Below are 12,853 nucleotides of genomic sequence, written 5' to 3' on the forward strand. Positions count from 1 at the left end.
CCCAAGCCTGCACCGCAAGGTGCGTTTTTTTGAACGGAGAGACACCATGAACAGACGATTCCTTCTGCAACGCACCGCCTTCAGGACGGTCTGCCTGGCCGGTGCCATGCTGGCAGCGAGCAGCGCAGCTTTCGCGCAAGCACCGACGGCCGACTATCCAGCCAAGACGATCACGTTCGTCGTTCCTTACGCCGCGGGCGGCAGCTCCGACATCCGTGCGCGTCAGATCGCCCAGAAGCTGTCGATCTACTTCGGCAAGCCTGTCATCGTCGACAACCGGCCAGGTGCAGGCGGGAACATCGGCACGGACTACATCGCCAAGGCAGCACCAGACGGGTACGTCATCGGGCTCGGCAATTTCGCACCTCTGGCCGTCAACAAGGCGCTCTTCGCCAAGCTGCCGTTCAACCCGGCCACGGACCTGGTCCCTGTTGCTTTGATCGAGCGCGGACCCTTGGTCATGTCGGTGAGCAAGAACTCCCCGAGCAAGACGGCGAAGGATGTGATCACGGCCGCGCAGGCGAAGCCGGGCACGATGAGCTACGCGTCTGGCGGTCTGGGCGGCTCGCACCATCTCGCTGGGGAGTTGTTCGAGCAGAACGCAAAGGTCGACATGGTGCACGTGGCCTACAAGGGCGGCGCACCGGCGACCAACGACTTGATCGCCGGCAACGTGGACATCATGTTCGAGTGGATCTACGCGGTCATGCCCTACCTGAAAGGCGACGACGCGAAATTGCGCCCGTTGGCCGTCACCAGCGAGAAGCGCTCACCAATGCTGCCGAATGTCCCGACATTCAAGGAGGTGGGCATTCAGGGCATGGAGATGTCGAACTGGTTCGGCGTGGTGGCACCGAAGGGCACGCCGCCCGCCATCATCGACAAGCTCAACCAGGCCATCAACAAAGCCATTCGTGAGCCGGATGTGGCCGAGAAGATCACATCCCAAGGCAACGAGATCGCGGGCGGTACGCCAGAAGAGTTCGGCGCGTTCATCCGCTCCGAGTCAGACCGGTGGTCGAAGCTCGTCAAGACCCACAACATCAAGCCGGAATGATTGCGGCTCGCCCCTTCCATTCGTCGCCCCCTCCCCCACACACAAGGTTTTTCCTCATGACATCTCTTTCTCATGAGCGCTTCTTCGCTGCCCTGGCCCTCGCGGCGTGCTGCGCGCTGCCGCTCGCGGCCAACGCTCAAAACGCCCCTGCATACCCAACGAAGCCTATCCGGATGATCGTCCCCTTCGCGGTCGGCGGACCCAACGACGTGATGGCCCGGGTGCTCGCAACGCGCTTGAACCAGGATACGGGGCAGCCTGTCATCGTCGACAACAAGGCCGGTGCGGGTGGCGTGATAGGGACAGACCAGGTCGCGAAGGCTGCACCGGACGGCTACACGATCGGGTTCGTCAGCGCGCCTTTCACGATGGTCCCTGCGATTCAGGCAAAGGTGCCGTACGACACGCTGAAGGATTTGGTGGAGGTGTCAAAGGTGGCCGAGTCGCCGATGCTGATGATGGTGCCCGCCGATTCCAAGTTCAAGACCGCGGGCGAGGTGCTCGACTTCGCTCGAAAGAATCCTGGCAAGTTGACGTACGGATCTGGCGGGTCCGGAAGCACGCCGCATCTAACGACTGAACTCCTTGGCTCCGTCACGGGTGCGAAGTTTCTCCATGTGCCTTACAAGGGCGGCGGTGAGTCGATCAGGGCCCTGATGGGCGGCGAGGTCGACATGCTGATCGACAGCATCACCAGCACGGCGACACCGCTGGCGTCCGGCCGCGTCAAGGCGCTTGCCATCGGCCAGGCCGCCCGTTCGCCGAAGCTTCCAAACGTGCCGACCTTCGAAGAGGCAGGCATCAAGAACTTCTCGGTCACGCACTGGGTCGGCGTCGTAGCGCCTGCAAAAACGCCGCCGGCCGTGATCGCCGCGCTGAATGCGCAGATCGTCAAGGCGCTTCGCGCGCCTGAAGTTGTCCAGAAGCTCTCGGAACTGGGCGCGACGCCAACCCCTGGCACGCCAGAGGAATTCCAGAAGTTCGTCGGCGACGAGCTGAAGAGATGGCAACAGGTCGCCAAGTCTTCAAACATCCAGACGCAATAACGCGTAGCGACGTAGCGACAACTCCGATCTTGAAAAAATCTCTACTTCCGCTCGTGGCGGTTCTCAGCGTAAGTGCGGCTTCGGCCCAATCGTCCGTCACGCTGTTCGGTGTGCTGGACGCCTCTATCAGTCACTACAAGGTGGGCTCAGCAACCAGTAGCACCATTTCACCAACCACAGGCCAGCCGGTTTTCAGCGCAACCTCTGAACGTAGGCAGACCGTTCTGGGTAACGGGAACAGCGTCTCGAGCCGATTGGGATTTCGCGGCACCGAAGACCTTGGCGGCGGCTTGGCCGCCGGCTTCTGGCTGGAGGCACCGTTGTCTAATGACGATGGAAGCATCGTGCGACCGCCAAATTTCACGCGGCGTTCAACGGTCAGCCTGATCGGCGGCTTTGGTGAGATCCGGCTGGGTCGCGACTATGTACCATCGTTCTACAACGACAGCATCTTCGATCCGTTCCAGACCAACGGGGTCGGGACCAACATCATCAACCAGACGAGCGGCGTCAATCGGTCGAATAGAACGGTTCTCACGGCCGATCCGAACTACAACCGCGCTCCCAACTCCGTGGGCTATTTTTTGCCGCCAGTACTGGGCGGCGTCTACGGGCAAGCGATGTACTCGTTCAACGAAAACGTCCAGACCGACGCGCCGCTTCCCAACGGCTTGCCGTTCAACACCTCCAGCCAGCGTGGCCGCTATGTCGGCGGGCGGGTCGGATATGCCAAAGGCCCGTTCGACGTTGCCCTTGCATACGGACAAAGCACGCTTGGAAATTTTGGTGGCACGGTCACCGCGCCGTTCGCGGCCGCCAACTTCGCGAACGCCTACGACGCCAACATCAAGACCGCGAATTTTGGCATTGGATATGACTTTGACGTTGTCAAGATCACCGCGGAACTGTCGCAGGTGAAGACCTCTTTTGGGCAGCCCGTCTTCACGAACCCTTTGACAGGCGCCGTCACTCGGCTGCCGGTTTCGGAGTCGGCCAACAGCAAAGGCTTCCTGGTCGGCGCCCAAGTACCTATCGGTCCCCACGTGATCAAGTTTGCATATTCGCGCGTGGCCACGGGCTTGCCTGATTCCACGACCGTCGTCACTGTTGGAGCAGCTCGAGTTCCTTTGGCCACAGATACGCCGGATCCCACCGTCAGCAAGATTGCGCTGGGCTACGTCTACAACCTGTCCAAGCGGACTGCCCTCTACGCCACGGTGGCGAAGATCGACAACAAGAACGGCTCGGCTATCGCGGGGTTCAATGGCAACAACAACTCCGCGACGCCGATCACCGGGTCGCCGAATTCGCACAACTTTGGCTACGACCTGGGGCTGCGACACGCGTTCTGACGCCGAAACTGCGCGAGGTCAAAGGCCGCCCACTTCAGGCGGCCTTTTTTTGGTGTCTCAAGGTCAAGCTTACTCGGCAATATTGTTCCAATTAACTCATGGAAACCAAACGGCTAGCTGACTTCTCCATTGAGTAGTTCTACTATTGTGTATTAATAAATGCGTTAGTACAATCAAACGCGAGACATCTGGGTACCAGTGGCTTTCGCGGCTTCGAATGCGCGAGACGCTGTCCCATCACGCTACCAAAAGGCCATTCGGGGCCTTGGTGGCAATAACCGACGGAACCTGACACGTGCTCAATCGACGCTCCCTCATTGCGGCCATCGGCGCATCCACGGCTTGGACCATGACCTCACCCCTGCTTGCAAAAGAGACGAATCCCATGGCATCGAAACGTGGCGTAGCTCCGCCACACGCGACCGACTGCCACGCGCACATATTCGATCCGACCCGCTTTCCTTACTCCTCGGCGCGGCGCTACACGCCTCCTCCGGCGACTGTGCCGGAACTCCTGCGCATGCACGACAGTATCGGGATCGAACGAGTCGTGCTGGTTCAGCCCAGCGTGTACGGTACGAACAATGAATGCCTGCTGGACGCGTTGAAGCAACTCGGGGAGCGTGCCCGTGGTGTTGCGGTGATCAACAGCACGTTCAGTCGGACTCAGCTGGAGGACATGCATGGCGCAGGTGTTCGCGGCGTGCGCATCAATCTCGAAGTCTCGAAAGACTCCGATACCTCTGACGCCTTGAGACGCTTGCGCGCGACGGTCGACACCCTTGGTGACGCACCCATGCTCATCCAGGTCTACGCTGCATTGCCGGTCATCCTGGCATGTGGTCCGATGCTCCGAGGCATGCGCCAGCAGGTCCTGATCGATCACTTTGGCCTGGCCAAGACGAATCAAGGCACTGGCAATCAGGACTTTGCCGCGCTCCTTGACTTGATGAAGAGTCCAAACGTCTGGATGAAGCTCTCGGGGCCGTACCAAATCTCGGATGCGACGCCCGCCTACGCCGACATTGCACCGATTGCCAAGGCGCTGATCTCGGCATCGCCGCGACGGGTCGTGTGGGGAAGCGATTGGCCGCATACCGGTGGCTCGAACCGCCCGGCGGACTACAAGCCTACGGACCTCGAACCATTCCGCAAGGAAGACGACCAGCGCAATTTCGGACTCGTCTGGGACTGGACCGCTCAGGCAGCAATGCGGCACCGATTGCTCGTCGACAACCCGGAGCGGCTGTACGGCTTCGCCTCGCACTGAAGCGCTCACCCACCGGTCCATTCATCACAAACCAACGACAAGCAGATCATGAAAAGGCATCCCATTCTTGTAGGCAACTGGAAGATGCATGGCTCGCGCTCTTCATCAGTTGAGCTGATGTCCTCCATCGCCTCGGGAGTGAGCATGCGACCTGTCGATGTCGCGCTGTGCGTTCCTTTTCCTCTTCTTCAGTTGGCAGAGGAGACCCTGGGCAGTAGCACCGTGGCGTGGGGAGCGCAGACACTCAGCGAGAACGAAGACGGGGCGCACACAGGGGACGTCTCCGCGCGCATGCTGCGCGAATTTGGCTGTTCCTACGTGATCGTCGGACATTCAGAGCGGCGCAGCGCGCACGGTGAATCAGATGAAGTCGTCGCCGCCAAAACTCGCACCGCCCTCCAAGCCAGGTTGACACCGATCGTCTGCGTCGGCGAAACAGTATTCGATCGCGAAGCAGGGCTCGCCAAGTCCATCATCCTGCGTCAACTGGACGCGGTCATGAGCACCTTGGATGAAGTCGAACGAGAACGCTGCATCGTTGCTTACGAACCGGTCTGGGCCATCGGTACTGGCCTTACCGCCACGCCCGAACAGGCAGCCGAGGCGCACGGTTGGATTCGCAGTCGGATCGCAGAAGGCAGCGCGGTCGCAGCCGAGTCGATTCGCATCCTGTACGGCGGTAGCGTCAAGCCATCGGGGGCGAAGGACCTGTTTTCAATGCCGGGCATCGACGGCGCCCTCGTTGGAGGTGCGTCGCTGATTTCCGAGTCATTTGTGGCGATTGCAGCAGCTGCCGCATAGCCAAACGAATCAGGCGCTTAGCGCGCCGTCACGCCGGCTTGCCCGGCAATACCTGGAGTTTTCATGATCGACCCCAAGTCGCTGAGCAACCTTTTCCCCGTTCTGGAAGAGATCCCCGCAGAGCATCGCCTTGCCGCGCAAATCCATCAGCGCACATACGTGATTGACGGTCAACTTGCTACATGGAGCGGCCCGGTGAAAACGGTGCTCTCGCCAGTGTGCACCAGAGATGCCTCCGGGCGCGTCAGCCAGTTCGAACTCGGAAGCCATCCGGAAATGGGCATCGTCGAAAGCGATGCGATTCTTGCCGCAGCCGTCGCGGCATACGACAGCGGCCGCGGCGAGTGGCCGACTATGTCCGTGGCCGGTCGCATCGAGTGCATGCAAGACTTCGTTCAGCAGATGGCAGCGAAACGCGAACTGGTCGTCAAGCTGATCATGTGGGAGATCGGTAAAAGCCTTGCTGACTCGCGCAAGGAGTTCGATCGCACGATCGAGTACATCCAGGCCACGATCGAAGCGCTCAAGGAACTCGACAACGGCAACTCGCGCTTCGCGGTTGTCGAAGGCACCATCGGACAAGTACGGCGCACGCCGCTTGGCGTCGTGCTCTGCATGGGACCCTACAACTATCCGCTGAACGAAACGTTCTGCACGTTGATCCCGGCCTTGTTGATGGGGAACACCATTGTCTTCAAGCCTCCGCAGTACGGCACGCTGCTTTTCGAGCCCTTGCTGGAGGCGTTCCGGTCCGCCTTCCCCAGGGGCGTCATCAACACCGTCTATGCGCCGGGCGAGTTGGTTGTCCCGCGAATGCTCGCATCGGGTGACATCAACGTACTGGCGTTGATCGGCTCGAGCCGAGTCGCGGATCATCTGAAGAAGCAGCATCCGAAATCGCATCGCCTGCGGGCCGTGCTTGGCTTGGACGCGAAGAATGCTGCAATCGTGCTGCCCGATGCCGACCTGGACCTTGCAGTCAAGGAATGCGTCCTCGGGGCACTTTCGTTCAACGGTCAGCGCTGCACGGCTCTCAAGATGCTCATCGTGCACCGAAGCATCGTTGACAAGTTCCTGAAGCGATTTGCGGCAGCTGTAAATGAGCTGAAGGTCGGCATGCCATGGGAACCCGGTGTGCAGATCACGCCGCTGCCAGGACCACACCGCACGGCTTACATGACCGCGGCCATCGAGGAAGCCGCAGAGAAGGGCGCAACGATCCAGAACGACGGAGGCGGAACCTTCTGCCAGACGTTGTTCCTGCCCGCCGTCGTGTACCCGGTGCGTGAGGGCATGAAGCTGTATCGCGAGGAGCAGTTCGGACCCGTCGTGCCTGTGATGGCTTATGACGATGTCGAAGAAGCACTCCAATACGTGATCACCTCGGACCACGGCCAGCAGGTCAGCGTGTTCGGATCAGACGCCGAACAGATCGGCGCCTTGGTGGACCCCCTCGTCAATCAGGTGTGCCGGGTCAACATCAACTGCCAGTGCCAACGCGGACCTGACGTTTTCCCGTTCGCCGGCAGAAAGGATTCGGCCGAAGGCACGCTCTCGGTCGCCGACGCGTTGAGAGCCTTCTCGATCCGATCCATGGTCGCCACGAAAGCGACCGATCAAAGCAAGAAACTGCTGAACTCCATCGTGCGGGGACATAAGTCAAAGTTCATCAGCACGGACTTCATTCTCTGAAATCAGTCGAAGGCCCGACGACCGGTCTAGCATGCTTTTCTGGCGCTCGTCAGCGATTGGCAACAGACCGCAGAGGGCCCTCAACACCATTTCGCGACGTTAGGAAGCAGCCATTCAAGCCGACGTGGTGCTGGCTGTTGGCAGCAACGGACAGCAAAGGTCAAGTTCCAAAGTAGACCAGCCTGTCGCCGAAGGGAAGCGCGAACGTCAGGAATCCTCGGCCTCCGCCGTCCCTCAGCGAAAGTCGACTGGCTGCAACCAGTCTTTCACCGACTTCCCCGATTGCCAGAAAGCTGGCCCGCGTGGGCTATCACTATTCGTCGAGCTTCCGGCTGGACTTGCTGCTGAACGAACTTTCGGCACGGCAGTAGCCCAATGACCATGGCCACGGGTGGTGCCCTGCACCCGTCGTCGACCTGATGGCGACATCAGGGACATGGTGGAGAGCGAAGCCGTGCGCTGTGCAGGCTGACCGCCCCTAAATTGCCGCATCGGCCCAGCAACACGCGGGCCGCAATCGATTCGGCAAGGTGCTCGCCGCGAGCTTTGAACGCTATCCTCGAAGCGCCGAAGGCACACGCTTCGTGCGTCGGCCCCTCAACGCCAGGTTCACCGGATCACCGCCATGAACGCTTACTTGCAGAAACGCCGCCGGTTCCTTCGCAACTCCGTGTGGAGTGGCCTTGCGGCTTGCGGGCCGCTGGCGCTCGCGGGCTGCGGCAGCGGGGGCGGAGGAGCCAGCAGCGCTGCGCTGGACGCAAGCGGCAACGCGCCGCCGGACGAGGCGAAGGTCCGGGCCGCCATCGACCAGATAGACGCGATGGTGGGCGCCTTGATGCAGAAGTCAGGGCTTCCGGGCATGGCCGTCGCTGTTGTACGCGGGGACCAGACGGTTTACGCCAGGGGCTTCGGCAATCGGGTTGCCGGATCCGCTTCGCCGGTGGATGCCGACACCGTGTTCCAGCTTGCATCGATGTCCAAGTCGATCGGCGCCAGCGCCGTGGCGTACCAGGTCGGGCTGGGCGGCATCGCGTGGGACACACCGGTGCAGAAACACCTTCCGTGGTTCGAACTCAAGGACCCGGCGGTGAACCCGCAACTCACCATCGGCGACCTCTACTCGCACCGCTCCGGCCTGCCCGAGCATGCGGGCGACCGGCTCGAGGACATCGGCTATGACCAGCGACAAGTGCTTGAGCGCTTGCGCTTCCTGCCGCTGGGCCCGTTCCGCAAGTCCTACAACTACACCAACTTCGGCCTCACGGCAGGCGCCGCGGCGGTCGCTGTCGCGGCTGGCACGGACTGGGCGACGCTGTGCGACCGCGCGCTGTACGTGCCCCTGGGCATGACGCGCACCAGCTCGCGCTTCGCCGACTTTCAGACGAGGTCGAACCGCGTGATCGGCCACGTCAAGGCCAATGGCGTGTACGTGCCCGGACCGGTGCGCATGCCCGACGCGCAGGCGCCCGCCGCCAGCGTGAGCTCGTCCGTGAACGACGTGGCCCGATGGTTGTCGATGATGGTGGGGCAGGGCGTATTTGCCGGCAAGACGATCGTCGATGCCTCGGCGCTGGCGCCTGCGGTCTCGCCGCAATACATGACCGCGCCAGCCACCGACGGGCGCGCCGCGAGCTACTACGGCTTTGGCTTCAACGTTGGAACCACGGCCGCCAATCGGGCCTCGTTCGGCCACTCCGGCGCGTTCGCGCTGGGCACTGGGACCGCCTTCACGGTCGTGCCGTCCACCGGCCTCGGCATGGTGGCATTGACCAATGCCGCGCCAATCGGCGTTCCCGAGACTTTGATTGCGCAGTTCTTCGACTTGGTGCAGTTCGGTTCGATCCAGCAGCCCTGGTCGGAGATCTACACGCGTGCGTTCCTGCCTTTCGCCGCCCCCGAAGGGTCGCTGGTTGGCGTGGCGCCGCCCACGCAGCCCGTGCCGGCGAAGGGTTTGTCGGCGTACATCGGCACCTATGGCAACGCGTATCACGGGCCGCTGCGGGTGGTGCAGGAATCGGGTGGACTGATGCTGGTGCTCGGCGCGACGCCGCTGCGGTTGCCGCTCGCGCATTGGGACGGTGACGTCTTCACGTTCACGCTGGTCAGCGAAAACGCGGAGCCGGGCACGATTTCCAAGGCCAGCTTTGCGAGTGATCGCGTGACGCTTGAATACTATGACCGCGACCGACTTGGAACCTTCGTTCGAGCAGGTGCTTAGCGCACTGGCCAGCTTGCGCCGGTCGGGAGGCATTGAGGCATCGCGCTCTGGTCCGATATGGCTGCCCCAAAAGCGAACGAGGTGCGAAGGGCCTGCAGCGGGCAGGGGCAGCTCCGCAGCGGGAGCTGTCTATGAGGGTTGCTCGACCAACTCACACTGTGGAGCCGATTCCCGTCGTCCCAGGCCGAAGAAGACCTCGGCATCAACGCCGGTCTGAAGGTATGCGGTCGTAGCTCCGCGGCATCCTGGCGGCACCCCGATATTGCATATTCGGACGACTGTGGCTACTCCAAAACGGCCAGGCGCTGCTCCTGCGGCGCAAGCCCGCTGAGCGTCACCACTTGCTGCCATCGCGCCAGTTCCGACGCGACCTGCGCCTTGAGCGCGGCCGGCGTACCCGACTCGACATGCGCCCCGTTGCTTTCGAAGCGATCGATCACGGCCGGGTCGGCGAGCACCGTGTTCAGTGCGCGATTGAGTTGGGCGATGACCGCGGGCGGCGTACCGGAGGGTGCAAAGAGTCCGTACCACTGCGTGACGTCGACACCATCGACGCCCGCCTCGGACAACGTGGGAACGCCCGGCAGGTCGTCGAGCCGCCGCGGCCCGGCCACAGCCAACGCGCGCAGTTGACCGCTGCGCAGGTACGGACGCGCCGTGAACAGGCTAGGAAACATCACCTGCGTGCGGCCACCGACGGTGTCGGCAATAGCCGGCGCCGCGCCGTCATAGCTCGTGTTGGCCATCGAAGTGCCGGTATTGAGCTGGAACAACTCCGCCGCAAAATGCGGCGGCGTGCCATCCCCTGCCGAGGCGTAGTCGACGGAAAACGGCGTGGCCTTGAGCCGCGAGATGAGCGCCGACACATCGGTCACATGCAGATTCGGATGCGCCACCATCATCGTCGGCGATGAGCCGACCAGCCCCACCGGCTCGAAATCGTTCACCGGGTCATAGCCGAGCTTCTGCAAGGCCGGGTTCATGGCGTGCGTGCCGATGTAGCCGAACATCAGCGTGTGACCGTCGGGCGGCGCATGCGCAACGTATTCGCTGGCGATCGCGCCGTTGGCGCCGGCACGCGCGTCGACCAGCACTTCCTGCCCCAGCAGCGGGCCGAGCCTGGTGGCAATGATGCGCGCCATGGTGTCGTTGCCGCCGCCGGCGCGGGTCGGCACGATGATCGTGACTGCCTTGCGCGGGAAAGCGGCAGGCGTCGCTGCCGCTGCTTCGGGCCGCGAGAACACATAGTCCGGCAAGTGCAACTCACCCTGCATGATCTTGCGCGCCGTACGCACGAGCGCCGCGCGTGACACCGCCGCGTTTGCGCCTTCACCTTCGATCTCCACCTCGACATCGATCTGCCCGGCTGGATGCAGCACGACCAGGCTGTGCCGCCCCGGCGCGCGTGCGGCGGCGCTCGCCACCGTGCCCGGCAAAGCAAATGCGCTGGCCACGCCGATCGCGCCGGTGACCGCGTGCGACGCATGGCATTTGCGCGGCGTGAAGTAGCGCGAGGTGATGCTGTTCGGCGAGTCGCCGGCGCTCACCAGCACCGGTTTCGGGATCACGCTGTTGGACACATCGCCCAGGCCCATCAAGCGGCCGGCCTGCAGGCGCAGCGTTTCCAGGCGTTCGAGCAACGCTGTGTCGGAATCGAGCGCCGCAGGCTTCTCGCGGCCCGTCACACCCAGATCTGCGGCGCGCACGATCATCAGAGGCATCGCCGCGTCGATGCAACTCACCTCGACGCCGTCAATGGTGTCGATTCGCCTGCCGGTCGGAAACAACTGCCCTGTGACCGCGCCCCATGCATCCAGAAAGTTGAGCAGGATCGGGGCCGCCGTGCCCGCCACGCCGTCGATGCGCGCATCGCCCTCATAGGTGACTCGCCCACCGGGCGTGCGCACCGTCACGTCGATGCGCGAGCGGGTGTTGACGTTGAACACTCGCACCTGCGTCACACCGTCCCGCGCGGCCACCAGGCCCTGCTCGATGGCAAACGGCGCGACACCTGACAGCATGTTGCCGCAGTTGGGCCGCGTGTCGACAGAGCGATGGCCCACGCCAACCTGCGCGAAAAGGTAGTCCAGATCGCAGCCCGGCTCTTTCGAGCGCGAGACGATTGCGACCTTGCTGTTGAGCGTGCTGCCGCCGCCAACGCCATCGAGTTGCAGCGGATCGGATGCGCCGATGGCGCCGATCAACGCCTGGTCGCGCGCCTCGTCGCCTTCGGGCAACCATTCGCGCAGGAAGAATGGGCCGCGCGAAGTGCCGGCGCGCATCAGCACGCAGGGAATGCTTTGGCTCATTGTCAATCCGCAGTGATCTTTGCGGCCTGCACGACCTTCTTCCACTTGAGCTGCTCGTCCGCCACGTAGGTGCGCATCTGGTCGGTGGTCATGGTCGAGACTTCCGCGCCGTGGTCTTCCAGGCGCTTGATGACGCTCTTGTCGACCAGCACCTCGTTCAGCACCTTGTTGAGTTGCTCGATCACCGGCTTGGGCGTCTTCGCCGGCGCGAAGATGCCATACCACTGCGACACATCGACATCGTTGATGCCCTGCTCCTTCAGCGTGGGCACGTCCGGCATCAATGCGGAGCGCTTGCTGCCGGCGATGCCGAGCGCCTTGAGCTTGCCCGCCTTGACATAGGGCATGGCCGTGAACAGGCTCGGAAACATCACCTGCGTCTGGCCGCCGAGCGTGTCGGTGATGGCCGGCGCCGAGCCCTTGTATGGCACGTGCAGCATGCTGGTGCCGGTCGACAGCTTGAACATCTCCGCCGCGAAGTGCGGCGCCGTGCCGTTGCCGGCGGAGGCGTAGCTGATCTTGTCGGGCGCGGCTTTCAGCAGCGCCACCATCTCCTTCGCATTGCCAGCCTTGACGGTGGGATTGACAACCATCACCGTGGCCGAGGAGCCCACCATGCCGACCGGCTCGAAATCCTTCACAGGGTCGTAGCGCAGCTTCTGCAGCGACGGATTCATGGCATGCGTGGCAACGTAGCCGAGCATGATCGTGTAGCCGTCGGGTGCGGCGCGCATGACGAATTCGCTGGCAATCGCGCCGTTGGCGCCGGCCTTGTTGTCGACGATGACCGGCTGCTTGAGGATCGCCGACATCGACTGCCCGATGACGCGCGCCATGGCGTCGTTGGCTCCGCCCGCCGCCGTGGGCACCACGAGCGTGATCGCTTTCTCGGGAAAGGCCGCGGCGGCGCTGCCGCTGGCCAGCGCCGACGCCAGCACGACGGCGCCAGCCAGGGGATGTTTCATGAACTGCATTTGTCTACTCCGGTGGATTCTGGAACGCGGTCTCTGTGGAACTGGTGACCTGGACCGATGCGTGTATGTTCCGCGCCAGGAGAAGTTCTGTGAATTGCATGTTTACGATGGATTGATGCACACTTTGGATCACT

At 62.7% G+C, this 12,853-nt stretch carries 9 protein-coding genes; 7 read left to right on the plus strand and 2 right to left on the minus strand.

The annotated features are described in order from the left end of the window. Window positions 1–46: 46 nt before the first annotated feature. From WKW80_RS11800 to WKW80_RS11830, 7 genes are all read left to right on the plus strand, one after another. Entirely contained in the window at window positions 47–1,057 is a 1,011-nt protein-coding gene (locus tag WKW80_RS11800; RefSeq protein ID WP_340363745.1) for a Bug family tripartite tricarboxylate transporter substrate binding protein, read from the plus strand. Between the two features lie 173 nt (window positions 1,058–1,230). Beyond that, the gene (locus tag WKW80_RS11805) at window positions 1,231–2,103 is read left to right on the plus strand and encodes a tripartite tricarboxylate transporter substrate binding protein (RefSeq protein ID WP_340363746.1); all 873 of its coding nucleotides are present in this window, start codon (window positions 1,231–1,233) and stop codon (window positions 2,101–2,103) included. 29 nt (window positions 2,104–2,132) lie between these two features. After that, window positions 2,133–3,455, plus strand: a complete 1,323-nt coding sequence (locus tag WKW80_RS11810) for a porin (RefSeq protein ID WP_340363747.1) — start codon at window positions 2,133–2,135, stop codon at window positions 3,453–3,455. A gap of 349 nt (window positions 3,456–3,804) precedes the next feature. Next, window positions 3,805–4,725, plus strand: a complete 921-nt coding sequence (locus tag WKW80_RS11815; RefSeq protein WP_340363748.1) for an amidohydrolase family protein — start codon at window positions 3,805–3,807, stop codon at window positions 4,723–4,725. A 48-nt stretch (window positions 4,726–4,773) separates the two neighbouring features. Beyond that, window positions 4,774–5,526 (plus strand): triose-phosphate isomerase, encoded by a 753-nt coding sequence (gene tpiA / locus WKW80_RS11820; RefSeq protein WP_340363749.1) that lies wholly within the window; start codon window positions 4,774–4,776, stop codon window positions 5,524–5,526. Between the two features lie 63 nt (window positions 5,527–5,589). Next, window positions 5,590–7,218, plus strand: coding sequence for an NADP-dependent glyceraldehyde-3-phosphate dehydrogenase (locus WKW80_RS11825; protein WP_340363750.1), 1,629 nt, complete (start codon window positions 5,590–5,592; stop codon window positions 7,216–7,218). Between the two features lie 625 nt (window positions 7,219–7,843). Further along, on the plus strand, window positions 7,844–9,436 hold the full coding sequence (locus WKW80_RS11830; protein WP_340363751.1) for a serine hydrolase: 1,593 nt from the start codon (window positions 7,844–7,846) through the stop codon (window positions 9,434–9,436). A 284-nt stretch (window positions 9,437–9,720) separates the two neighbouring features. Here WKW80_RS11830 and WKW80_RS11835 read toward each other — a convergent pair whose 3' ends face one another. Both WKW80_RS11835 and WKW80_RS11840 read right to left on the minus strand, forming a co-directional pair. Then, window positions 9,721–11,745, minus strand: a complete 2,025-nt coding sequence (locus WKW80_RS11835) for a 4-oxalomesaconate tautomerase (RefSeq protein WP_340363752.1) — start codon at window positions 11,743–11,745, stop codon at window positions 9,721–9,723. Between the two features lie 2 nt (window positions 11,746–11,747). Further along, complete coding sequence (locus tag WKW80_RS11840; protein WP_340363833.1) at window positions 11,748–12,710, minus strand: Bug family tripartite tricarboxylate transporter substrate binding protein; 963 nt, start codon at window positions 12,708–12,710, stop codon at window positions 11,748–11,750. Between the last annotated feature and the right edge of the window lie 143 nt (window positions 12,711–12,853).

It is taken from the genome of Variovorax humicola, assembly GCF_037889915.1.
GTDB classification, from domain to species: Bacteria; Pseudomonadota; Gammaproteobacteria; order Burkholderiales; family Burkholderiaceae_C; genus Variovorax; species Variovorax humicola.

Coding starts and splice junctions, on each gene's coding strand:
- WKW80_RS11840 (WP_340363833.1), bottom strand. CDS start 12,710: ATGAAACATCCCCTGGCTGGCGCCGTCGTGCTGGCGTCGGCGCTGGCC.
- WKW80_RS11825 (WP_340363750.1), top strand. CDS start 5,590: ATGATCGACCCCAAGTCGCTGAGCAACCTTTTCCCCGTTCTGGAAGAG.
- WKW80_RS11830 (WP_340363751.1), top strand. CDS start 7,844: ATGAACGCTTACTTGCAGAAACGCCGCCGGTTCCTTCGCAACTCCGTG.
- WKW80_RS11800 (WP_340363745.1), top strand. CDS start 47: ATGAACAGACGATTCCTTCTGCAACGCACCGCCTTCAGGACGGTCTGC.
- WKW80_RS11815 (WP_340363748.1), top strand. CDS start 3,805: ATGACCTCACCCCTGCTTGCAAAAGAGACGAATCCCATGGCATCGAAA.
- tpiA (WP_340363749.1), top strand. CDS start 4,774: ATGAAAAGGCATCCCATTCTTGTAGGCAACTGGAAGATGCATGGCTCG.
- WKW80_RS11835 (WP_340363752.1), bottom strand. CDS start 11,745: ATGAGCCAAAGCATTCCCTGCGTGCTGATGCGCGCCGGCACTTCGCGC.
- WKW80_RS11805 (WP_340363746.1), top strand. CDS start 1,231: ATGATCGTCCCCTTCGCGGTCGGCGGACCCAACGACGTGATGGCCCGG.